Genomic DNA, 23478 nt, shown 5'->3' on the forward strand with positions numbered 1-23478 from the left:
TATCACGCCGGATAAGCATGATAAAAACCGTCCTGAACCATCAGCTTTAAGTTTACACCGTACAGGTCACTCAGGTTATTTGCAGTTAACAGTGACGCTTTATCACCATCGGCAACAATCTGACCTGACTTCATAAAGATAATACGTTCAATTTCAGGCACAACTTCCTGCACATGGTGGGTGGCAATCAGCAGATTCGTCCCGGCCTGAACCAGTTCACGCATTGTCGCGATCAGCTCAAACGATGCCTGAAGATCCAGGCTGTTCGTGGGTTCATCAAAAATCACGGTAGAAGGATTATGAATCAGAGCACGGGCTAACAACAAGCGGCGCTGCTGGCCGGTGGAAAGCCGTTGAAACATAGTATCATTCAGGTAAGCCAGCCCTAACTTATCAATAACCTCATCTACCCGCTCCTGCTGAGCATCGGTCAATTGCAGATGCGTATGCACACCAATGGCCCCTAAAAGACCGGAAGCCACTACATCACGCCCCAGGGTGTAAGGCGTATAGAGTTCCTGCAGATCCTGAGAAACAACGCCCAGCCACTCACGCAGTTGCATCAGGTTAATATGCTCCTGACCTTTTATCAGAAGGCTGCTGTCGGGTCTCTGGACATGGTAGATCTCACGGGTAAGTAACTTGAGCAGCGTCGACTTACCGCAGCCATTAGGCCCCAGAATAGCAACACTCTCCCCATCATGCAGGGTGAGATTAAAGTTTTCGAGAACTTTGCGCTCCCCACGAAAGGCCGTGATATTGTTCAGTTCTGCCAAGGGCATTGAGGGCATATGTACACCGCCTCTGTCTTTGACCTGCATTCAGGTCAATTTGGTTTGATTTTAATTATCTAAGGGTCTGATATTTATACCGTATTTACGCAGGGAAATCTCTCAGGCCACCGCCTCTTAATCCTGCTGAGCTGTCAGAAACCCTATTTTCCACAGCTTGCAGGTTTATTCAGCTTCCGATGTCCCAAGGGCTGTTAACAGATCTTTCAGACTCTGATTCAGATCAGAAAGAGAACCCCCATCCACTCCGGCAATCAGGCTCAGACCGTTCTGCACATGATGGGGCAAAATCGCCTCGATCAGCTCAAAGCCTTTATCACTCAGTTTCACCAGCTTACTGCGGGCATCATCGGGATTGGGCACCCGCTCAATAAGGCCTTTCTTTTCCAGCTGCGCCATGCGGTTCGTCATGGTGCCGGATGTCACCATCAGGGTAGAAAAAAGCTCCGTTGGTGCCAGGCAATAAGGCGCACCGGAACGTCGCAACGTTGCCAGTACATCAAACTCCGGCTGATTTAAACCGAACTCCAGAAATACCTTCTCTATTTTGGGTGAAAGCATAGCGGAAGCCCGTTTAAGTCGTCCCAAAACCTCCATCGCAGTCAGATCAAACTCAGGCTTTTCCCGCTGCCACTGGGCCATGATGGCATCGACCGCATCTGTTTCGTTTTTCACTTTTTCACTCATTGATCAGCTCACTGGCTTTAAATTTATCTTGACCTCAAGATAAATCAGGTTCAATCTAAATATATCTCGACATCAAGGTAAATTGTTTTTCCGTGGATGTCGACACTTACCAGGTAAATACTGGGATTTACATTGAGGTATTCCATGAATCCATTCATACAGCTCTTACTCAGCGCTCTCGGTCCTATCAGCTGGGGCAGTACCTATTTGGTGACATCCGAGTTTCTGCCGGAGGGGATGCCCTTTACCGCCGCTGTAATCCGCTGTTTACCGGCAGGGGTTTTGCTGATTGTGTTAAGTCATATGCTCAGCAAGTCGTCCTTCTCAGACAGGGCGTTACCAACCAGGCAGCAATGGCCAGGACTACTGCTGCTATCTGCGCTGAATATCGGCTGTTTTCAGGCGATGCTATTTGTTGCGGCTTACCGTCTGCCAGGTGGTTTAGCAGCCGTTATCGGCGCAGTACAGCCTCTGATTCTGCTACTGATGGTTTGGGCACTACAGAAACAACCACCGGGTAGAACTGCTTTTACCGCCTGTATTACGGCGATCATCGGTATGGGGCTACTGATTCTGTCTCCGGTAAAGGGTGCAGTAAGTGGTGAAAAAATCAGCTGGGACCTGATCGGTATCGGGGCCGCCACCCTGGGGGCCTTAAGTATGGCACTGGGGGTTTATCTATCCCGCTATGGTCGGATGGACAAAACAGGGCCGGGGCAAGATAAGCCAGCCCGGAATAAAAGTGCAGAACTTCCGCTGATCACCCTTACCGGCTGGCAGCTGACCTTAGGTGGCCTGATGCTGCTGCCACTGGCTCTGGTTCTGGAACCGGCCCTGCCAACACTGACCACGCAGAACCTTCTGGGTTATGGCTATCTGTCACTATTTGGCACTCTGATCGCTTATTTGCTCTGGTTTCAGGGCATCCGCAAGCTGCCTGCGGTAATGATTTCCACACTAGGATTGTTAAGCCCACTTACTGCCGTAGCACTGGGTTGGATATTCCTGGATCAGGCGCTTGAAGGTTGGGCGATGGCGGGACTGACTTTAGTCATCGCCAGTATTCTGGCGGTTCAGTTTGCTCCCTGGATACCTGAAGCCTGCAAACGCTTAGGGCCTGGCCCCAAGCACAACAAATAAACCCACATCTGATGACATTTATTCAGCACAAAAAGGTAACAACCATGACATCCGTACAGAATGTAATTTTTCAACGCCGCTCCACCAGCAAGTACCAGCCGGATTATGTGATAGATCAGGAGACATTGGCGCAACTGGTTAGTCTGGCGGGATATTCACCCTCAGCCTATAACCTGCAGAACTGGCGCTTTATCGCCGTAACCACACCGGAGGCGAAAGCACAGTTAAGAGTGGCTGCCTACGGCCAGCCGCAAGTTGAGGCTGCTTCAGCAACTTTTATTGTTTGCGGTCAGCTGGCAGCTCATAAAGCATTGGAGCAGCGCCTCAGCAAGTCTGTAAATACCGGAGTTATCCCGCAATCCATTGCGGACAGCTGGGTTGGTGCTGCCAGCCAGAGCCATGAGGGCAATGATCAGCTGCAGCGGGATGAAGCTATTCGCTCTGCGTCACTGGCTGCAATGACCCTGATGCTCGCCGCCGAAGAGATGGGACTGGCCACAGGGGCAATGGGAGGATTTGATGGCGAGCAGCTAAAACAGCACTTCCCACTTAATGAGGACGATCTGCCCGTCATGCTGATTACCATCGGCAAGGCGGCGAAAGGCAACTGGGCTCAAAAAGCCCGCCGCCCGCTGAAGGAGATTCTGACCGTTATCTGAGCAGCTTATGGCTCTTCGTCAGATGAACCCGGCAGTGGAGAGATCCGGTACAATTTACCACTGTCTGTTGCCAGATACAGCAGCCCTTCAGGACTTTGGCTGACATCCCGGATGCGCTCGTTCAAAGAGTCCAGCATTCGGGTTTCTCCCACAATCACTCCCTTCTCATTCAGGTGAATATGATTAAGATGCTGCTTTACCAGAGCACCGGCAAACAGGTCCCCCTGCCACTGGGGAAAGGCCTCTCCGCTGTAAAGCAGCAAACTTGAAGGGGCAATAGAGGGGATATAGACACGCACGGGATCAACCATACCTGCCTTATGCTCCTCACCAACGCGGATTGACCCCCAGTACTCTTTACCCTGGGATACTTCCGGCCAGCCATAGTTGTTACCCGGCTCAATCACGTTCAGCTCATCCCCGCCCCTGGGGCCATGTTCAATCGCCCAAAGACGCTTACGGCCCGGGTCGTAGGCCAAACCCTGAGGGTTTCGGTAGCCAAAACTCCAAATCTCCGGCAAAGCATCATTACCCGCATTAAAAAATGGGTTATGACGGGAAGGTTTGCCGGTAAAGGTCACCCTGAGAATGCTACCGGCATGGGTTTTGCGATTCTGGCCATTTGGCCGCTCACCACGATCTCCGACAGAGAAGTACACATAACGACCCGGATCAAAGGCGATCCTGCTGCCAAAGTGGTAATCCCTGGAGGTTGCTGACCGGGTTTCAATCAGTACCTGCCAATCTTCAATACGATAGTGATCATAAGAGTTACCCGCTAGCTTAAAGCGTGCTAATACAGTGACTGGCTGGTTATCATTTTGCTGTACTGTCTGTAACGGAAGCGCACTGTAAGTCACATAAACCCAGGGCTCCTGTTTAAATTCCGGACTGGGTTTAATATCCAGTAAGCCTCCTTGCCCGTCAAAATATACCTTAGGCACACCGGTCAGATAACGAACATCACTCCGGCTTCGGGAATAAAGCCCGATCCGCCCCGCCCTTTCAGTAAAGATCATCGTCTCTGGATCAATAAATTCAAATGCCCAGGGAAGCTTTAGCCCCTGCTGAACTAACGTCGTTTGATATACCTCATTACGACTGCTGCCTGTTATCTCATTTGCAAAAGTGCTGTTCACCGAAAACAGCAGCAACAGTGAAAAAACAGACTGGCCGAGTCTTAAATGCATGCCTAAACTCCTCTTATCAATCTACCCGTCAATATCACGTTACCGACAATGTCTTGGCTCACCATAGCAGAAGTCCTGCTTTTTTTTCACAGCAACCTGCACACGGTTTCTACGCTGTCCCGACATCACGGCCATCAGCCAACATCGCACCAAAACAACGCATAAAAAACCCCGCAAACACCAAAATAGACCACAAAAAACAATATACTCAGCATAAAACCCTAAAAAAACAGGCATAACTCTTGCATTTTACTACTCACAACGTGACTATCGTTGCTCCTTATTACCCACCCCGGCGATCCCGGTGGTGGGGCTTTTTACGAGGCGGGTAATCCCTGCTAAGTGAGGTCATCATGTTATCTGCTTTAATCCGCCCTATTCGACGGACAGACACTCTGTCTGTTGCAAAACGTTATTACAGTTTGTTCGAGGGCTGCTTTCTGGTCGCTCTCGGTATTTGGTTTCTGAAATCCGCAGGACTTCTGGTCAGCGGAACCGCAGGGTTATCCCTATTGCTCATGCGCTGGATACCGGAACTCAGCTTTGGCACGCTGTTCTTTATCATCAACCTGCCTTTCTTTGCTCTGGCACTTAAAACCAAGCCTCTTACATTTGCTTTCAGAACCCTGCTTGCGATGCTGATGGTATCAACACTCACCGATCTGATGATTTTGCATATACAGCTGGAAACGCTTCCTAAGGTAATCGCTGCTCTTGCTGCGGGCGGGCTTGTAGGTGTAGGGCTGCTGGTTGTCTTTCGGGAAGAGAGCTCTCTGGGAGGAATTAATATTCTCTCACTCTGGCTGGAAGATAAATTTCAGATACATACCGGAAAGTCTCTGATGTGGTTTGATATCACACTGTTACTGGTTGCCGCAGTCACAATTACCCTGGAGCAGTTCGGTTACTCTCTGCTTTGTTTTGTCGTCATGAGCTCTGTGTTGCGCCGCTACCACCAGATGAACCATACCGCCCCGAAACCTGAAAAAAGCAATCTGCCTGAGAAGCGCAGCCAGTGTTAATGCCAGCTATTTAGCAAGGATTTCTTTCAAAGCGGAAACCATACGTTCACTTTCCTGGGCCAACGGAATGGCCAGTGACTTCGCCATATCATATTGGCCTGCCTCAAGATGCTGTTCCATACATCCGGCATAAGCAACCAAGCGGTCAGCACCAAAGTTACCTACAATGCCTTTTAATGCATGAACCGCCATCGCCAGTTCCTGCCACTGCTCGGAGCGCACCGCCTGAAGAAGTTCGCTAATCAGCTTCGGAATTCGCTCAAATAAGTGATCAGATATCGGTGAAATATCACCATCAAACAATTCGTTAAGTGCAGCCAGAGTCTCGGAGTTAATCACCGGAAAGTCTGAGAAGTCAATTTCCGGCAATAGAGGGCCAGGCTGACCGGATATCCCCTGCGCCTTCTGCTGTTCCTGTGCCGTTCCATCGCCTGAAGACACCGTCAGCGGTTCAAAGTACCTGCGCAACAATGCGCCAAGCTGTCCGGGTTCAAATGGTTTAGGCAGATGAGCATCCATTCCCGCCTCAAGGCAGCGATCTATTTCCGGCCTGGTAACGTAGGCGGTCATGGCAATAATCGGCAGGCGGTCCAGCTCGCCTTTTTTCTCGTGGGCACGGAAAAGCTGAGTTGCAGCCAGGCCATCCATTACCGGCATCTGGCAGTCCATAAAAACGAGGTCAAAGTTGTTCTCTTTTTTGAGCAGCTCCAGGGCTTCCTGCCCATTAGTCGCTATGGTCAACTGACAATTAAACTGGTCCAGATTCGCCACTGCAACAATACGATTCACCTCATTATCATCCACCAGAAGGATATGTTTATCCGACAGATCCAGTGGTTGCTTTTTATCTGGCTGAACCGCCTTAACCAAAGAGGGAGATTCGGGTTTCAGCAGAGCTTTTTCTAAGGCCCGGTGCAGCTCATTGCGACTGAAAGGCTTGGGAATCAGGCTAACAAACTCAACATCTTCAGCCTGCTGACTCAGGGCTCTCCCGGTATAAGAGGTCAGCAAAATCATCCGGGTATCACGCAGAACCGGATGGCGTCGTATCGCCCTGGCCATCTGCACTCCATCCATACCGGGCATCATCATATCGGTCAGCACGATATCAAAAGGACGCCCTTTATCTGCATGCTGCAGAAGAATATCCAGAGCGCCCTGTCCCTCATCTGCACTCAGGTGAAAAATCCCCCAACTGGCGCAGTACTGCTCCAGAATCAATCTGTTTGTGGCATTATCATCAACAATGAGAGCTCTTAAGCCCCTAAGATCTTCGTTGGCGGTAAATCTTTCCAGCGCCACAGAGGAAGGTTTAAGCGGAATGGTAAAATGAAAACAACTACCCTCCCCCTGTTCAGACTGCAGCCAGATCTCCCCTCCCATACTGGCAATAATTTCACGGCTCAGTGTTAAACCCAATCCGGTTCCACCATAGTTACGTGTCGTGGAGCCATCTGCCTGACTAAAGCTATCAAAAAATTTATCCTGAGCAGCAGCGGAAACACCAATCCCTGTATCTTTTACAGTAACATGCAGCTTTATCGTCCCATCATCGTCTAAAGCCTCAAGGTCTGCACGCAGGGTAATTTCCCCCTGTTCAGTAAATTTAATCGCATTTCCCAGCAAATTAGCCAGCACCTGCCGAAGCCGGGTAGGATCACCCTGAACAGAAGCCGGCAGCTGATCACTGATCATAGCTGAGATCTCCAGTCCCTTGCTTTGCGCCTGAGGTGCAAACAGTTTGGCGGTATCTTCAAGACTCTCCCGAAGGTCAAAATCAATTTGTTCCAAATCGACTTTGCCCGCTTCGTATTTCGCCAGATCAAGAATACTGTTCAGTAGGGATAGCAATGTTTTACTGGAGTTTTGCGCAATGCTAAGGAAATTTCTTTGTTCATCATCGACCCGTGTCTGAGCTAACAGATCCAGCATTCCCAAAATACCATTCATTGGGGTACGGATTTCATGGCTCATATTGGCAAGGAATTCAGATTTCGCCTGCGCACTTTTCAGTGCATCCTGACGGGCGCACTCCAGTTCATGGTCATGTTTCTTGCGCTGGGTAATATCCCGGAAAATGGTAATTGAACCTGAAACCTCATCCTGGGTCTGAAACTGAGCGCTGGTCACCTGTACAGGCACAAGGGTGTTATCGGAGAAACGACGAAAAAACTCATCCTCGCTTTCATAAATTGTTCCTGTCGCCGTCACAAGCCGGATAGGGCAATGATCAATATCAACTGGTTTGCCACCACTATCGTAATGGACATGAAAAAGATCGTGGGCCCGCTGCCCCAATGCCTCTTCAGAACGTATGCCCAAAATTCGCTCGGCGGCCTCATTGATAAAGGTCACATAGCCGTCTTTATCCTGAACAAAAAGCCCCTCCGCCATACGCTCTGTAATTGCTTTCAGGGTTTCCCGCTCTTTAGCCACGGCTATATTCGCTGTTTTGTGGCGATAATAGCCTGCAGCAAGACTTGCAATGAACGCCAGATAAATCAGCTGAATAATAAGACCGGTTCGGTAAATTCCTTCCAGTTCATCAGCCCGGGTAAAGCTAATAATATAAGCCCCGGTTTTACCATCCAGATTATTGACTGGAGTAAAAAGCGCAGCATAACGCTGTCCCTCTAACTTATGACTGAGACCAAAAGCACTCCCGGCGTTCATCATCTTTCGGATGTGGACCTTATCTTCCTGCATCACCGATTCAATACTTTTCTGCAGCGATGGTACTTCACGGGGAGAGCCAAATTTGGCCCCCACATCTTCGACCAGAAAGTTATCGTTAAGGGCATAGTCTTTATAGATAGAGCGCTCACTGGGATAAAGCAGCGAAAACACCTGCTCTTTATTAAGAACAAAACCAAAAAGCTCATTGGGAACCAAGGTCTTTAACTGCTGCTCAACAGTATCGAAAGAAACGCTACTCTCAACACTACCAATATGCTGACCATCATGAAACAGAGGAAATACAAAGCGAAACCCATGGAATAAACGCCCGGTTTCAAACCCTTTAACAGCTTTCTGCTCTGTATTGACCCGATAGACAGAAGGGCGGATATCAAACAGTGGGTCGCCATATTTCAGGGGGCGGTGAAAGCGCAGCAGGCTTAACCCGTTGGCATGATGAAAATGTAACTGACGCACGCCTCGTTCTTTCAGGCGCAAATATGAGGGGTATAGTTTGCGTAGTAACATGCCCCTTGCAAAGTCCTGGGCATCACCCTCTGTTACGCCGATTTCATAAACCAGAGCGGTAATTTCCGAGGTGTTGATCGTTTCATCAAACAGTGTCTGAGCAACTTCAGATAGCCCATTAACGACAGACCGGTAGGCAACCTGCTCCTGCATAAGACGGGCCTGAATCTGACCATCCGCTTCATACCTGATAATGAACTGCAGACCCAGTACACCAGCCAATGACAGAAGAATAAAGCCTGAAAGAGCCCTTATAAAGACACTCTGAATCACTTTGCCGTCCCTATCAGATTGATCTTAAGTTGATACCACTGCCGACGAATCACATCGTATGCAGAGTCGGCAACGGGCTTTGCGCCATATCGCAGGTTGCGGCTCCAGGTCTGCATCATCTTCTGATGCGCTTTATTATCCTGCGGTGCAAGACTCAGCATGGCATCACGAATCTGCTCAATTAACTCTGGTGCTAATGTATCGCTATTGGCAACCAGCACAAAACCCGGGACGGGCTGGGTTTCATCGATAATACGTAACCCCAGGTGATGGTAGCGTCTGGCAATCTGGGTTTTCATACCACCAAACTGATATTTACCCAGAATCACATCAAGTGCGACACGCTCATGACTTCCGGTGTAATCATAGCTGAAAGTATTATCTTCCAGACTCATTCCCTGCCGTTGCAGGTAATCTTCTGTTGCCAGATAACCACAGGTTGATAGTGGCTGAGTCAGCGCCACATCATAATGCTGATTAGAATCAAGAGGAGCACCGCTGTCAGCAAAGTGCACAATAGCACAGGTATAGTCTGACTGACCTTTACTGTCCAGCAGCTGTACAACAGGGATAATATGCTGACTTTTCTGAGTAACAGCAACATAGGGCAAAGGCCCAAGATAAGCCATATCCACCTGACCCGAAGCGATGGATTCAATCAGGGCTTCATAATTCTCATGCCAGGCCAGCTCAAAAGCGTAACCGGTTTCTTTTTCCAGAAAATCAATAAAAGGCAGATATTCCAGGGTAACCTGCTCAAGGCTTGCCATGGGCAAGGGAGCAAAGCGAATAACAGGGCTGTCTTTCGCGGTTGGGGTTAAGCGATCGTGATTTTGCACGTAAGCCAGAGATTCATTTGCAGCTACCGGTAAGGCACTCAATATCAGGCACACAAGGCATAAAACAGTCCCATAAACACGACAACGCAAATGCTTCAGCAAGATATGACTCCCTTATGAATAAGGTACAGCTTAACCATACTGATATTTTATTAAAACATACAAAGCAAAGCTATTTTTATTAATACCCTTTCCTGTCGGCAATAATACAAAAAAGCCCATCGCAGATTTCTGCAATGGGCTTTGAAGTATTTGCTTTTCAGGCCACGGGAAGGTTCGTGACTAAGCTGCGATCAGATCCTTTTCCTGAATCAGGGCACTTGCCGCAGCCAGTACTGCATTCAGGTTCGCCGCTACCGTATCTTCACTGATGGCAACACCGGTATTGACCGCATCCCCCAGCTTGACCTGCACATAGGTTACCGCTTTCGCATCACTTCCGGCAGACAGAGCATGTTCAGAGTATTCTGCAATCTGCACGGGCTGCTCAATATAAGCAGACAGCGCTTCGGTCAGAGCGTGAATCGCACCGTTGCCATCACCGCTCAGTTCAATAATCTGATCACCACAGCGAATGGTCGCGTTCAAAAAGTCATTATCACTGCGCTCCAGTTTGTAGGTCACCAGCTCAAACTGCTGCTCGGTATTCAGATAGTGCTGCTGAAACAGATCAATAATTTCCTGTTGTTTCAATTCGCGTGCCTGCTCTTCGGTGTACCTCTGTACTTTTCCGGCAAACTCAATCTGCAACCAGCGGGGTAATTTAAGACCCAGTTCAGCCTCCAGAATATAGGCAACACCGCCTTTACCGGACTGACTGTTGATACGGATGACCGCTTCATAACTACGCCCCAGATCTTTAGGGTCAATCGGCAGATAGGCCACTTCCCATGGCTTGGAAGCATCATACTTACTCAGACATTTCTTAATCGCATCCTGATGACTACCAGAAAACGCGGTATAAACCAGTTCACCAATGTATGGGTGACGCGGGTGCACTTCCAGATTGGTACAGGCTTCATAAACCTGAATAATTTCGGTTACATCCGCCAGATCCAGCTCAGGATCAACACCCTGACTGTACAGGTTCATGGCCATAGTGATCACGTCCATATTACCGGTACGTTCACCATTCCCCATCAGAGTGCCCTCAACACGGTCTGCACCCGCCATCACGCCCAACTCTGCGGCAGCAACAGCACAACCCCGGTCATTGTGAGTGTGCATACTGATTTCCAGACACTCGCGGTGTTTGATGTTGCGGCAGAACCACTCGATCTGATCTGCAAAGACATTGGGGGTAGACATCTCTACCGTTGCCGGCAGGTTCAGAATGATCTTCTGCTCCGGATTCGGCCCCCACTCTTCAACAACGGCATCACAGATCTCTACCGCGAAATCCAGTTCGGTGCCGGTGAAGCTTTCAGGTGAGTACTCTAAGCGCCACTCGGTATCGGTGTGTTTCTCAACACGCTCTTTTACCATACGCACGCCATTTACAGCGATATCAATAATCTGGTTACGCTCCAGGCAGAAAACCTGCTCGCGTTGTACAGTCGAGGTAGAGTTATAGACATGTACAATCGCTTTCTTTGCGCCTTTCAGTGCTTCAATGGTGCGATCAATCAGTGCTTCCCGTGCTTGAGTCAGAACCTGAACCGTCACGTCATCGGGAATCATATTTTCTTCAATCAAAGCCCGTACAAAATCAAAGTCTGGCTGAGAAGCTGCCGGAAAACCTACTTCGATCTCTTTAAAGCCGAGTTTAACCAGTAGCTGAAACAGTCGTTTTTTCTGGGCAACGGTCATCGGGTCGATCAATGCCTGGTTACCATCACGCAGATCAACACTGCACCAGGTCGGCGCTTTGTCGAGCACCTGATTTGGCCACTGGCGATCAGGCAGATTGATGGTTGGAAAAGGACGATATTTCTTATGGTCAAAACCGCTCACGGTGAGCTCCTTACATGTGTTTGCCCTGAACGCTTATGGGTTGAGGCGTCAGGCCAGTCTTATTCAGTTATCACGCTGTTTATTTGTAATCACTTTTTTTATCGCTATTCCGGGTAAAGAAAGCGTTGGCAGGTGCAATACGCTGCCCTTAATCAGCTGGCTCTTGTGAAGCGCTGCATTGCACAAAACGGCTTCCCTTTTGGGGTAAGTTCCTGATACGCCGAGCAATAAATGCATAACGATAACAGAACGAGGCCCAGTGCTGCCAACGGAAACCAGTATATAAAATTTGCACTGCATCAGGATTGCTAAAATACGTTAAAAAAACCAGATTTAGCAATATTATTCCAACCAACAATAAATTTGAGCAATTTTATTTTTATGTAATACTTTATAACAAACCTGAGCATTAATATTAGATGCAATCCGGCAATTTAGTAACACGACATTTAAGTAGCAACATTTAAGAGGGAACACCCGAATGATCAAACTCGACCGTACTGACCGACGTATTCTGGAAGCCCTGCAGCAGGACAGCCGGATCAGTAATCAGGATCTGGCAGAAAAAGTCGGCCTGTCGCCGTCTCCCTGCTCCCGGCGGGTGAAACAGCTGGAAGAAGCCGGTTTTATTGATCGTTACGTGGCTCGACTGAACCGATCAAAACTGGATCTTAAGCTGACCGCTTATATTCAGATCGCACTGGATCGCCACACGCCAGATCGCTTTGAAGCCTTTGATAAAGTGGTCAGCCGCTGCCCAGAAGTGGTGGAGTGTTACCTGGTTACCGGTCAGAGTGCCGACTACACCGTTAAAGTCGTTGTACCTGATATGGAGTACTTTCAGGCATTTCTTCTGAACACCATCACCCAGATTCCTGGTGTAACCGGTGTTCATTCAAGCTTTGTAATGAAACGGGTCGTGGACACAACTGCAGTTTCTTTACAGCATCTGGGGTAAAATACCTTTCAACAGAATCACCATCCATTTTCAGTGCTGTAACGGAACACCTTATGCCTGCATCCAAAAAGAACACCTCACCATCAAAAGCAAACCCCTGGCAGCAGGCTAAAGCCGCTAAAGAAAAAGCCATCAAAAAACACCAAGCCAAAGCTAATGGTCTGCACCCCCGTAACCCGCACCGGGGTACAGAAGGTAAAAGCGACAAATATGACTTTGATAAACTCTGCCAGCTGATGCCGGGACTGAAAGAAAAGCTGACCACAACGCCCCGTGGCGATACGTCTATCGATTTCAGTGATCCCGACGCGGTCAAAATGCTTAACGCGGGTTTGCTCTACCAGTTTTACGGTATTCAGTTCTGGGATATTCCCCCCGGCTACCTCTGTCCTGCCGTACCGGGCCGGGCCGACTATATACACAACGTCGCCGACCTTCTGATGGCCTCCGGCCAGCGCAATGAACCGCCCAAAGGTAAAAAAATTACGGTGCTGGATATTGGTACCGGAGCCAACTGTATCTACCCGATCATCGGAAGTCAGGCCTATGGCTGGTCATTTGTGGCATCCGACAGCAGCGATATCGCCTTTAACACCTCGAAACAACTGGTGAAAATGAACCGCAATCTGTCCGGCCGTGTGCGCTGCCGCAAACAGCAGGATGAATCACATATCTTTCACGGTGTGATCAAAAAGAAAGAGGTATTTGACCTCACCATCTGCAACCCTCCTTTTCACGCCTCTGCCGAAGAAGCTCAGGCCGCCAGCCAACGTAAAGTCGACAATCTGGCCAAGGATGATGCAGAGCTGAATGAAATCGGTAAAGCCCCGCTGAACTTTGGTGGCCAGCAGCCGGAGTTGTGGTGCAACGGCGGCGAAGTGGGCTTCCTGAAGACCATGATCGAAGAGAGCAAAGATTTTGCCGGGCAGTGCCTCTGGTTTACCAGTCTGGTATCCCGCAAAGAGAATCTGCCGGAGCTGCAACAGATGTTAGCCGATGCAGGTGTGGCCCAATCCAAGGTACTGGAGATGGCCCACGGCAATAAGATCAGCCGCATTCTGGCCTGGAGCTTTATGATCCCGGAAGAGCACCTGGAATGGTCAGAGATCAGCTGGGATGTTCCAGCAGATCAGGCGCAGCTGCTCCGTACCGATACTGAACTGAAAGTAGAAGCAGATCTCCCCGGAGAGGAAGCTGATGATCGTTGACCCTCTGTTTTATCTGGTTGCTATTCCTGCGGTGCTGATCGTGGGCATCTCAAAAGGGGGTATGGGAGGCGGTCTTGGGATGGTGGCTGTACCCATTATGTCCCTGGCGATCCCTCCCTTTCAGGCAGCAGCGATCATGCTGCCGATTCTCTGTGTGATGGATCTGATCGGGCTTTGGGGCTTTCGGGGCCAGTACGACAGGAACAACCTCAGAATTCTGCTGCCCGCTGCGGTACTGGGCATCCTGCTGGGGGCACTGAGCTTCAGCTATCTGACGGAACAGCATATCAAGCTGATGATCGGCCTGATCGCCACCCTGTTTACCCTGAACTATGCCTGGCAGAAACTACACCGCAAACCCGAAAAGATCACTCAGGCCGATACCGTTAAAGGCTCTTTCTGGGGAACCTTGGCGGGGTTTACCAGCTTCAGTGTTCACGCCGGCGGGCCGCCGATGAATATCTATATGCTGCCACAAAAACTGGATAAAACCCTGTTTGTCGGCACCACCATTATCTTTTTTGCAGTGGTGAATTTCACCAAACTGATCCCTTATCTCTGGCTGGGGCTGTTTGACAGTACCAATCTGATGACGTCACTGGCCCTGCTGATATTTGCACCGATAGGTGTTTATTTTGGTATGTACCTGCACAAAAGGGTCAATGATTTCTGGTTCTACATGGCGTGCTATGGCTTGCTATTTGTGACCGGTGTGAAGTTGATCTCGGAAAGCCTGTTCTCCGTATAAGGGTTAACAGAGCCTTAAGCCACGCTCTCAATCAGAGAGCGATGCGACGGTTTGCTCAGCGATCTGTATCAGGCTGGTATTTTTATTCATCGCCACCCGTCTCAAGCTCTGATAAGCCTTATCCTCTGACACACCATGTTTCTGCATTAACAGGCCTTTTGCCTGTTCAATCACTTTCCGGTCACTCAGCGACTGGCGCACCTCGTTCAGTTCACTGTTCAATTGCTGTAAACGGCTGGCCTGCTGCTGAATCAACTCGAACAAGCCTCCCAGGGCTCCGGGGTCATTCAGAGCCCGTGTTTCCGTATCTGAAGCCAGGCCACCTTCAGGCTCGCGCTCAGCTTTACAGTGGATCAGCGCTTCAAGATTGCCATGATTAGCTGCAAACTCCTCTTCAGCTTTCTGCACCTGCTGCTGGGTTAAACCCATAAGATCCGATAACAGCACGTGCTCCAGCTCCTGCATTTTGTTGATACGGGCCGTGGCCACGTCAAACCAAATTTCAGTTAAAGCTCCAGGAATATTCGCCTTCCCTGCGGTCTGGGTGATCTGACGCAGTTTCAATAACTCATGGCTGCAATCCAAAGCCTCAATCTCGCGCCACCGGGCAACCTGGGAGCGGTCACTGTGACTGAGAAAAAGCTCAAAGCAACTTGCCTGGGCATCCCTTAAAAGATCCAGTTGCTCCAACCGCTCAGGGTCAAATTCACCTGCGGCAAAACCTATGGCACCGCAGGCACGCTCCTGTCCTGCATACTCTTTCCCCTGCAGCAGATTAAACAGTGCGATTAACGCCCGGGCCGTCTCCGGACAGGTGGAGCGGTCTGCAATCTCAAAAACCACTTGCAGCAACTTAGAGATCACCTGGCTAAAGTGACCGGACGCCTCCGGAGCATTAATCCGATACTGGGTCACAACGGGTCGGATCAATCGCAATTGGTCAAGACCATTCAAAGCAAATGCCACCCGGCTGTAAAAAGAAGCTTTATGATGTAAGCCAAAGGAGAAGTTCTTCAGTAAACGTCTTAACGTCCCTTCAGCCTGAACCGACTCACGAAGCTGCTGCGCTCTTTCCTGTGCAAAACGCTGCCCTTCTGTCACCAGATAGATATTGCTTAGCCCCCGCTCTTTCTGCAGCTGGTGGATAAGCTCCGTCAGAACGGATACCAGGTGACAGCTCTCACTCAACTCATTGAGCTGCTTAAGTTCGCTTTGGTGGGCCGCAAGAAAGTAATCGATCGCCAGGGTGTCAGTTGTCATAGGGAAGTCCGGTCTGAAGCCATTAACATAAATAACCAAATGAAGTACAACGGCTTTCTTTTATGGCTATAGTGCTCTGCTGAGTTGTCTTCCAACAGTAAGAGGTAGACAGCAAGAAGCAGACCAAGGCTATAGCCATCACTCTTTTCCACTGGCTTATACCGGCCAAGCCCCCGCCGAGTGTTGCATCGCGCCGGATAGGCAAAATACGGCTCCTTCCCTATGGCGATCCGCTTTCGCACCAGAATTCGCACCAAAGACCGTCAGCCAGGCCTAATACTGCACCATAGCAGCTCAGTCATTAGCTTACTCATCAGCAGCAAAGCAAACAGACCACTTATAACGCTATGATTTATAAGAATTTATCAATAGTGGCATGGCTGGTGCTTATTTATATTTAAGTAACGATATATTGGCTCAGGCAAATACAGGTTATTTGCGTGCGATTGAGACAAGCAAAGGCGCTTGTACCTCCCCTTTTTTAAAGGCCGGAGTGTACAAGCGCCTTTTTTTATTTTAGCGATTGGAGAACAGATGATGATCCGAAAGAATAAGCCTTTATCTACCGCTGAGCGCTCATCCGGTACGGTCAGGAAACACCCCAGCGTTAACAGGAAACCCTGGGTACGAACCGCTGTCGCGGTTCTTGGCTCCCTGCTGAGTCTGAGCGCCAGCCAGGCCGGCACTCTGGATTACCCTGAAAAGGAAGAGCTGAAGTTCGGTTTTATCAAGCTAACGGATATGGCTCCTTTGGCAATCGCCTATGAAAAAGGCTACTTCGAAGATGAGGGTCTGTACGTCACTCTGGAGGCTCAGGCTAACTGGAAAGTGCTACTTGACCGGGTTATTGATGGTCAGCTTGATGGTGCTCATATGCTGGCTGGTCAGCCTCTGGGGGCCACCATTGGCTATGGCACCAAAGCCGATATCATAACCGCCTTCAGTATGGATCTTAATGGCAATGCGATTACGGTTTCCAACGATGTCTGGGCCGATATGAAAAAGAATATTCCCCATGAAAACGGTAAGCCCGTACATCCCATAAAAGCCGATGCCCTCAAGCCTGTTATTGAGCAATATCGCGACGAGGGTAAGGCATTTAATATGGGTATGGTCTTTCCGGTCTCTACCCACAACTATGAATTGCGTTACTGGCTGGCAGCCGGTGGCATACACCCTGGCTACTACGCCCCCCACAAAGGGGATACTTCCGGCCAGCTGAATGCAGAAGCGCTCCTATCGGTAACCCCTCCGCCTCAAATGCCGGCCACCATGGAAGCGGGAACAATTTATGGCTACTGTGTGGGCGAGCCCTGGAATCAGCAGGCTGTATTCAAGGGAATTGGTGTCCCGGTGGTCACCGACTACGAGATCTGGAAAAACAACCCGGAAAAAGTCTTTGGTGTTTCCCGTCAGTGGGCAGAAGAGAACCCGAACACTCATATCCGCGTGGTGAAAGCGATGATCCGGGCAGCGCACTGGCTGGATACCAACAATAATGCCAACCGACAGGAAGCCGTGAAAATCCTGGCAAAATCATCCTACGTCGGTGCCGACTATGAGGTTATTGCCAACTCCATGACAGGCACCTTTGAGTATGAAAAGGGTGATAAACGGGAGGTACCGGATTTCAACGTTTTCTTCCGCTACAACGCCACCTATCCCTACTACTCCGATGCGATCTGGTACCTGACCCAGATGCGTCGCTGGGGCCAGATTTCCGATGCCAAGCCGGACAGCTGGTACAAAGATATCGCTAAAAAAGTCTATCGTCCGGATATCTACAAGCAGGCGGTAGCCGCCCTGATCGACGAAGGTCAGATGAAAGCCTCCGACTTCCCGGACCTGAGCCAGGAAAGCGGCTTCCGCGCACCACAGAAACACTTTATCGACAATATCGTCTATGACGGCCAGCAACCGAACGCCTATCTGGAAAAATTCAGCATCGGCCTGAAAGGTCAGGACAAGCTGTAACAGAATCGATAAACCGTTTCAGCACTTAAAAGCGAGTATAGCTTCCGGGGGCGCTTCCTCCCCCCGGACAGGAGGATAGTAAGATGGCCCTATCGATAAACCACAACAAACCAACCGGATGGCTTAGAAAAGTCACTCAGGATCGCTCAATGGCTGACCTGCTCAGACAGAGCGCCAAAGATATTATCCTGCCCACCATTGGTATGCTGGTCTTTCTGATGATCTGGTCGATATCAGCCCCCCGGGTCATCACATCACTGGGAGAATTTCCCGGCCCCGCACAGGTCTGGAGCCAATTTGAGGGGTTGGTTGAAGAGCATCAGACGTCCCGTATTAAAGAAGATGCCTTCTATGAACGTCAGGAGAAACGTAATGCTGATCGCGTTGCGAAAGACCCGACTTACGAGCCTAAAATCCGCAGTTATACAGGAAAGCCCACTTTTTTCGATCAGATTATCACCAGTCTGATCACGGTTCTGGCGGGGTTTGCCGTTGCCACATTAATCGCGGTTCCGGTGGGCATTATTATCGGCCTCAGCAGCCCGTTATATACAGCGGCCAATCCGTTAATCCAGCTCTTTAAACCCGTATCGCCATTGGCATGGCTACCTCTGGTGACCATGGTGGTAAGCGCAGTTTATGTCAGTGATGACCCTCTGGTTTCCAAATCCTTCCTCACCTCCATGATCACCGTGACCCTGTGCAGTCTCTGGCCAACACTGATCAACACAGCCGTTGGCGTTGCCGCTATTCCGCAGGACCTGAAAAATGTCAGCCATGTCCTGCGTCTTAGCTGGCTGACCCATGTGATTAAAATCGTACTGCCCTCTTCCATCCCTATGGTATTTACCGGCCTTCGCCTATCTCTGGGCATCGCCTGGATGGTGCTGATCGCGGCAGAAATGCTGGCTCAGAATCCGGGGTTGGGTAAATTCGTCTGGGATGAGTTCCAGAACGGCAGCTCAAGTTCATTGGGGCGCATTATGGTGGCCGTTATTGTGATCGGCCTGATCGGTTACCTGCTGGACCGCACCATGCTGCTGATTCAACGCTGGGCCAGCTGGGACAAAACAGCCGTCATGCGCTGATCCACCCGAACCGACCGATAAGAAACAGGTAAGAATACGGAGAATACCATTATGAACCGCACACATCTTGAGTTGACCGGCGTAGGTATAGAGTTTCCAACCCCTAAAGGTAGTTTCAGAGCTCTGCAGGGGGTTAATTTAAAAATAGAACGGGGTGAATTTGTCTCTTTGATCGGGCATTCCGGCTGCGGTAAGTCCACTGTACTGAATATTGTCGCGGGTCTGCATCAGGCCACCGAAGGGGGCGTACTGCTCAATGGCCGTGAAGTGAACGAACCGGGGCCGGAGCGAGCTGTGGTGTTCCAGAACCACTCGCTACTACCCTGGCTGAGCGCTTATCAGAATGTTGAGCTGGCGGTTAAGCAAGTATTTAAAGGCCGGAAAAGCAAAGCAGAAATGAAAGCCTGGATCGAACATAACCTTGAGCTGGTGCATATGACCCACGCCATGCACAAGCGCCCGGATGAGATATCAGGGGGCATGAAACAGCGTGTCGGCATCGCCCGAGCCCTGGCAATGGAGCCCACGGTTTTGCTGATGGATGAGCCCTTTGGCGCATTGGATGCCCTCACCCGGGCCCATCTGCAGGACTCCCTGATGGAGATTCAAAGTGACCTTAACAATACCGTGATGATGATCACCCACGATGTGGATGAAGCCGTATTACTCTCTGACCGGATTGTGATGATGACCAACGGCCCCGCCGCCACCGTCGGTGAGATCCTTAAGGTAGAGCTTGAACGGCCCCGTGACCGCCTGACGCTGGCAGACGATGCGCAATACAACCACTACCGCAGTCAGGTACTGAGTTTCCTGTATGAGAAACAGCGCAAGATAGAGCCCATGGGTCAGAAAAAACAGAGTAACGACACCGAAAAATCCAGCCGGAAAGGTGTCGAAGTCGCTTAGTCTTTACGCATCCGCCTTGTTACTGCATCCGTTGTGCCGGTAGACAAGACTGCCCTTTTTTGAATCAACGCCAGTACAGGACGCACCAGCAAGGAACTCCAGTGTCAGCATCGGGAGGTCAACATTAAGGTAAGGTGCTGCCATAATAAAATAACACACTGTTATTAATAGACTTTTTATAACTGGCATAACATATGCAAAACATGATTAACAAAAAGTGATCCCTAACGGTCACGATCTACAAAAAATTATTTTGAGCAATGGCGTTCATTTACGGGTTTAAAACCGGTTAATGAGCGCCTTTTTTTATGCCTGAAGAAAAACCCGAAGGGTAAGAAAGGGTGGCACAGATGAAGCAGAAACTGGTGGTCGTCGGCAACGGTATGGCAGGGATCAAAGCACTGGAGTCTCTGATGGCCCATCAGGGGGATGCCTTTTTTGATATCACGGTGATCGGTGAAGAAGCCCATCCCAACTACAACCGCATCATGCTGTCACCTTTGCTGGCGGACGAAACCCATTTCAAAGATATCGTACTTAACCCCCTCAAGTGGTACCGGGAGCACAACATAGACCTGCATCTGTCCGATCCGGCAATCGCCATCGACCGGGAGCAAAAAAGGGTGATCTGCTATTCCGGCCAGCACGTTGAATACGATCAACTGATTCTGGCCACCGGCTCCAAACCGGCATCATTACGTCTGCCCAACGAGAGCCTTGACGGCATTATGGGCTTTCGGACGCTGGATGATGTCCACCGGATGCAAGACACCGCTAAAACCTACCATCATGCCGTGATTGTCGGTGGTGGCCTGCTGGGCCTTGAGGCTGCGGCGGGACTGGCTAAAAAAGGGATGCAAACCACCTTGCTGCACCGGAGTGGCTGGATACTCAATCGCCAGCTGGACAAGGTATCCGCCGGTTATCTGCAGCGGGAGCTGGAAAAACGGGAGATCCACTTTCGCCTCAACTGTCAGATAAAAGACGTTTATGGGTCAGAGGGGCGAGTGCATCAGTTGCTGCTGGATGATGGCAGCCTTCTACCCTGCGATCTTCTGATCACCGCAGCCGGTATCACGCCGGAGATCACTCTGGCTAAAACAGCAGGTCTGGATTATGAACGAGGCATTCTGGTCAATGATCAGCTACAAACCACAGACCGGCATATTTTTGCTTTGGGAGAGTGTTGTCAGCACAGAGGCGAATGCTACGGGCTGGTTGCTCCGGTTTGGGAGCAGGCTGAGATTCTGGGGCAGAATCTGGCGAACCAGCATCATCGTCCGGATACGCCTAAATCCATTTATTCCGGTACCCGGAGTGCCACCCGCCTGAAAATATCCGGTATTGACCTTTTCTCTGCCGGTGACGTCACCCCGCCAAAAGGCGCGGAGGTACTCTGCTGGAACGACCCGGCTCAACAACACTATCGCCGCCTGATCATGCGCGACAACCGCATCACAGGGATTTTACTTTACGGTGATATCCGTGAGGGCAACACTCTGTTCGACCTGATGCAGAACCACACCGACACCTCGGATATTCGTCAGCAACTCCTGTTTGGCACCCTGGATCACCACTTACCGCCGTCCTCGGTGGCGGCTTGAACGGAAACCCTTTACACCTGACAGACCAGGCCGCCACCCCGTAATCACGGGTCTGTCCGGCTTTTTATTGCTCACCTTATTGATGACCGGAACCCTGACGATATCCGGGAAAAACATGGAGAACGGCTATGCGTAAATCGATCCCATCCGTGGATATTACCCCTTCAGCGATAGCGGAAACCGGAGCCGGCCCGTGGCAAACCAGTACCACCTGCCCATACTGCGGTGTCGGTTGTGGTGTTGACCTGTCCGGTACAGACGAAAGCATCAACCCTGTTAAGGGGACACAGGACCATCCCGCCAACCAGGGCCGTCTCTGTGTTAAAGGCTCAGCCCTGCATGAAACATTGGGTATGGAGGGTCGTCTGCAAAGGGCGCTGATCGATCAGCAGCCCGTGGCACTGGGTCAGGCACTGGATCGGGTTGCCGATGGCTTCAGACAAACGATAGATGAGCATGGCCCGGACGCCGTGGCCTTTTATGTCTCCGGCCAGTTACTGACCGAAGACTACTATGTGGCCAACAAGCTGATGAAGGGCTTTATCGGCAGTGGCAATATCGACACCAACTCCCGGCTCTGCATGTCCTCTGCGGTTGCAGCCTATAAACGCGCCTTTGGCAGTGACAGTGTGCCCTGCAGTTATGAAGATATTGAGCTGGCGGACCTGGTGATTCTGGTCGGCTCCAACGCCGCCTGGACACATCCCGTTGCCTATCAGCGACTGAGCCACGCCAAACAGCAGCGTTCTGGCCTCTTGACCGTTGTTATCGATCCGCGGCAGACCGCCACCTGTGATGAAGCAGATCTTTATCTGGATATCGACCCCGGAACCGATGCCTTTCTGTTTAACGGCTTACTGGCTTATCTTGCCCAAAACAACGGTCTGGACAAGGATTTTATCCGTCACCATACCGAAAACGCAGAACAAACATTGGCACAGGTCTGCCTTGAGTTTCCCGACCCTATTAAGGATACCGCCCGGACAACCGGCGTTGCCGAAGCGAACATTGCCCGTTTCTTTGAGCTGTACGCCCAGCATCAGCGCACCGTAACCCTCTATTCTCAAGGGGTCAATCAGTCCACCACCGGCGTGGATAAGTGCAACAGTATAATCAACTGCCATCTGGCAACAGGGCGTATCGGCGCACCGGGTATGGGGCCTTTCTCTATGACCGGCCAGCCCAATGCCATGGGTGGCCGTGAGGTTGGTGGTTTATCCAATCAGCTGGCAGCCCATATGGATTTCACCCCGGAAAGCATCGACCGGGTGGGACGTTTCTGGAACAGTCGTCGGATGGCAACCCAACCGGGTATGAAAGCCGTTGACCTGTTTAAAGCGGTGGAATCCGGCCAGATTAAAGCGATCTGGATTATGGCCACCAACCCTGTTGTGAGTCTGCCGGATACCGAGCAGATTGAACGGGCGCTAAAAGCCTGCCCACTGGTGGTGGTATCGGAGTGTTTTGAAGATGCCGAGACGCTGGATTATGCCGATGTCGTACTTCCCGCTGCAGGCTGGAGTGAAAAAGACGGCACCGTAACCAATTCAGAACGGTGCATCTCCCGCCAGCGGGCTTTTACAAAACCTGAAGGGGATATTCAGCCGGACTGGTGGCTGATCTCTCAGGTTGCTCAACGTATGGGATATCAAGATGCATTTAACTATGCCTCCCCTGCGGATATTTTCCGGGAACATGCCGCCTTATCCGGTTTTGAGAATCTTCACGGACAACCGGGGGCACGGGATTTTGATATCAGCCTGCTGGCATCCCTTGATGATGACGCATACAGGGCGTTGAAGCCGGTGCAGTGGCCGATAAACAGCGCACATCCGCTGGGTACACCACGGCTGTTTACCGACCAGCGTTTTTTACCCCCTCGGGCAAAGCGCGCTTTATCCGTATCACCCCTCAAAAACCGGCCTTAGCACCCGACAAAGACTACCCCTTTATTCTCAATACCGGCCGGGT

Annotated in this window: 18 protein-coding genes; 11 read left to right on the top strand and 7 right to left on the bottom strand. The window is 50.5% G+C overall.

Translation table 11 applies throughout. The features are described 5' to 3' along the window. Positions 1-2: 2 nt before the first annotated feature. A complete protein-coding gene (locus BTA35_RS06050) occupies positions 3-791 on the bottom strand; it encodes an ABC transporter ATP-binding protein (RefSeq protein ID WP_238377509.1) in 789 nt (262 codons plus the stop codon). A 165-nt stretch (positions 792-956) separates the two neighbouring features. Beyond that, positions 957-1466, bottom strand: coding sequence for a MarR family winged helix-turn-helix transcriptional regulator (locus BTA35_RS06055; RefSeq protein ID WP_238377510.1), 510 nt, complete (start codon positions 1464-1466; stop codon positions 957-959). 156 nt (positions 1467-1622) lie between these two features. On the opposite strand from BTA35_RS06055, the gene BTA35_RS06060 reads away from it, so the two are divergent. Next, a complete protein-coding gene (locus BTA35_RS06060; protein ID WP_078318932.1) occupies positions 1623-2618 on the top strand; it encodes an EamA family transporter in 996 nt (331 codons plus the stop codon). Between the two features lie 44 nt (positions 2619-2662). After that, positions 2663-3277, top strand: a complete 615-nt coding sequence (locus BTA35_RS06065; RefSeq protein WP_078318933.1) for a nitroreductase family protein — start codon at positions 2663-2665, stop codon at positions 3275-3277. A gap of 5 nt (positions 3278-3282) precedes the next feature. Here BTA35_RS06065 and BTA35_RS06070 read toward each other — a convergent pair whose 3' ends face one another. Further along, positions 3283-4467 (bottom strand): PQQ-dependent sugar dehydrogenase, encoded by a 1185-nt coding sequence (locus tag BTA35_RS06070; RefSeq protein ID WP_078318934.1) that lies wholly within the window; start codon positions 4465-4467, stop codon positions 3283-3285. Between the two features lie 353 nt (positions 4468-4820). On the opposite strand from BTA35_RS06070, the gene BTA35_RS06075 reads away from it, so the two are divergent. After that, positions 4821-5489 carry a DUF6198 family protein gene (locus tag BTA35_RS06075; RefSeq protein WP_078318935.1) on the top strand — a complete coding sequence of 223 codons (669 nt, stop codon included), beginning with the start codon at positions 4821-4823 and terminating at the stop codon, positions 5487-5489. 6 nt (positions 5490-5495) lie between these two features. On the opposite strand, the gene BTA35_RS06080 is transcribed toward BTA35_RS06075, so the two are convergent. The 3 genes from BTA35_RS06080 to leuA form a co-directional block, all read right to left on the bottom strand. Continuing rightward, on the bottom strand, positions 5496-8966 hold the full coding sequence (locus BTA35_RS06080; protein WP_078318936.1) for a response regulator: 3471 nt from the start codon (positions 8964-8966) through the stop codon (positions 5496-5498). After that, positions 8963-9907, bottom strand: coding sequence for a PhnD/SsuA/transferrin family substrate-binding protein (locus BTA35_RS06085; protein WP_078318937.1), 945 nt, complete (start codon positions 9905-9907; stop codon positions 8963-8965). The genes BTA35_RS06080 and BTA35_RS06085 overlap by 4 nt, the downstream gene beginning before the upstream one ends. A gap of 180 nt (positions 9908-10087) precedes the next feature. Further along, positions 10088-11758 carry a 2-isopropylmalate synthase gene (leuA, locus tag BTA35_RS06090; protein WP_078318938.1) on the bottom strand — a complete coding sequence of 557 codons (1671 nt, stop codon included), beginning with the start codon at positions 11756-11758 and terminating at the stop codon, positions 10088-10090. Positions 11759-12239: 481 nt separating this feature from the next. Between leuA and BTA35_RS06095 the strand changes: the two genes are divergently transcribed. From BTA35_RS06095 to BTA35_RS06105, 3 genes are read left to right on the top strand one after another with little or no spacing between them, the layout of a single operon-like run. Then, positions 12240-12716 (top strand): Lrp/AsnC family transcriptional regulator, encoded by a 477-nt coding sequence (locus BTA35_RS06095; protein WP_078318939.1) that lies wholly within the window; start codon positions 12240-12242, stop codon positions 12714-12716. A gap of 53 nt (positions 12717-12769) precedes the next feature. Continuing rightward, on the top strand, positions 12770-13924 hold the full coding sequence (gene rlmF / locus BTA35_RS06100) for a 23S rRNA (adenine(1618)-N(6))-methyltransferase RlmF (protein ID WP_078318940.1): 1155 nt from the start codon (positions 12770-12772) through the stop codon (positions 13922-13924). Beyond that, positions 13914-14672, top strand: coding sequence for a sulfite exporter TauE/SafE family protein (locus BTA35_RS06105; RefSeq protein WP_078318941.1), 759 nt, complete (start codon positions 13914-13916; stop codon positions 14670-14672). The genes rlmF and BTA35_RS06105 overlap by 11 nt, the downstream gene beginning before the upstream one ends. Positions 14673-14699: 27 nt before the next feature. Here the strand turns inward: BTA35_RS06105 and BTA35_RS06110 are convergent, their stop codons facing one another. Then, entirely contained in the window at positions 14700-15932 is a 1233-nt protein-coding gene (locus BTA35_RS06110; RefSeq protein WP_078318942.1) for a nitrate regulatory protein, read from the bottom strand. Positions 15933-16466: 534 nt separating this feature from the next. On the opposite strand from BTA35_RS06110, the gene BTA35_RS06115 reads away from it, so the two are divergent. The 5 genes from BTA35_RS06115 (at position 16467) to BTA35_RS18790 (ending at position 23435) form a co-directional block, all read left to right on the top strand. Continuing rightward, complete coding sequence (locus BTA35_RS06115) at positions 16467-17906, top strand: CmpA/NrtA family ABC transporter substrate-binding protein (protein ID WP_078319290.1); 1440 nt, start codon at positions 16467-16469, stop codon at positions 17904-17906. A gap of 149 nt (positions 17907-18055) precedes the next feature. Beyond that, the gene (locus BTA35_RS06120) at positions 18056-18994 is read left to right on the top strand and encodes an ABC transporter permease (protein ID WP_078318943.1); all 939 of its coding nucleotides are present in this window, start codon (positions 18056-18058) and stop codon (positions 18992-18994) included. Between the two features lie 51 nt (positions 18995-19045). Then, the gene (locus BTA35_RS06125; protein WP_202931192.1) at positions 19046-19903 is read left to right on the top strand and encodes an ABC transporter ATP-binding protein; all 858 of its coding nucleotides are present in this window, start codon (positions 19046-19048) and stop codon (positions 19901-19903) included. Between the two features lie 350 nt (positions 19904-20253). Beyond that, positions 20254-21507 (top strand): NAD(P)/FAD-dependent oxidoreductase, encoded by a 1254-nt coding sequence (locus BTA35_RS06130; protein ID WP_078318945.1) that lies wholly within the window; start codon positions 20254-20256, stop codon positions 21505-21507. Positions 21508-21635: 128 nt separating this feature from the next. Further along, positions 21636-23435, top strand: coding sequence for a molybdopterin-dependent oxidoreductase (locus BTA35_RS18790; protein WP_338013002.1), 1800 nt, complete (start codon positions 21636-21638; stop codon positions 23433-23435). Positions 23436-23478: the final 43 nt, after the last annotated feature.

The sequence above is a fragment of the Oceanospirillum linum genome, assembly GCF_001995095.2.
GTDB classification, from domain to species: domain Bacteria; phylum Pseudomonadota; class Gammaproteobacteria; order Pseudomonadales; family Halomonadaceae; genus Oceanospirillum; species Oceanospirillum linum.

Coding starts and splice junctions, on each gene's coding strand:
- BTA35_RS06050 (WP_238377509.1), bottom strand. CDS start 791: ATGCCCTCAATGCCCTTGGCAGAACTGAACAATATCACGGCCTTTCGT.
- BTA35_RS06060 (WP_078318932.1), top strand. CDS start 1,623: ATGAATCCATTCATACAGCTCTTACTCAGCGCTCTCGGTCCTATCAGC.
- BTA35_RS06065 (WP_078318933.1), top strand. CDS start 2,663: ATGACATCCGTACAGAATGTAATTTTTCAACGCCGCTCCACCAGCAAG.
- BTA35_RS06070 (WP_078318934.1), bottom strand. CDS start 4,467: ATGCATTTAAGACTCGGCCAGTCTGTTTTTTCACTGTTGCTGCTGTTT.
- BTA35_RS06075 (WP_078318935.1), top strand. CDS start 4,821: ATGTTATCTGCTTTAATCCGCCCTATTCGACGGACAGACACTCTGTCT.
- BTA35_RS06095 (WP_078318939.1), top strand. CDS start 12,240: ATGATCAAACTCGACCGTACTGACCGACGTATTCTGGAAGCCCTGCAG.
- rlmF (WP_078318940.1), top strand. CDS start 12,770: ATGCCTGCATCCAAAAAGAACACCTCACCATCAAAAGCAAACCCCTGG.
- BTA35_RS06105 (WP_078318941.1), top strand. CDS start 13,914: ATGATCGTTGACCCTCTGTTTTATCTGGTTGCTATTCCTGCGGTGCTG.
- BTA35_RS06110 (WP_078318942.1), bottom strand. CDS start 15,932: ATGACAACTGACACCCTGGCGATCGATTACTTTCTTGCGGCCCACCAA.
- BTA35_RS06115 (WP_078319290.1), top strand. CDS start 16,467: ATGATGATCCGAAAGAATAAGCCTTTATCTACCGCTGAGCGCTCATCC.
- BTA35_RS06120 (WP_078318943.1), top strand. CDS start 18,056: ATGGCTGACCTGCTCAGACAGAGCGCCAAAGATATTATCCTGCCCACC.
- BTA35_RS06125 (WP_202931192.1), top strand. CDS start 19,046: ATGAACCGCACACATCTTGAGTTGACCGGCGTAGGTATAGAGTTTCCA.
- BTA35_RS06130 (WP_078318945.1), top strand. CDS start 20,254: ATGAAGCAGAAACTGGTGGTCGTCGGCAACGGTATGGCAGGGATCAAA.
- BTA35_RS18790 (WP_338013002.1), top strand. CDS start 21,636: ATGCGTAAATCGATCCCATCCGTGGATATTACCCCTTCAGCGATAGCG.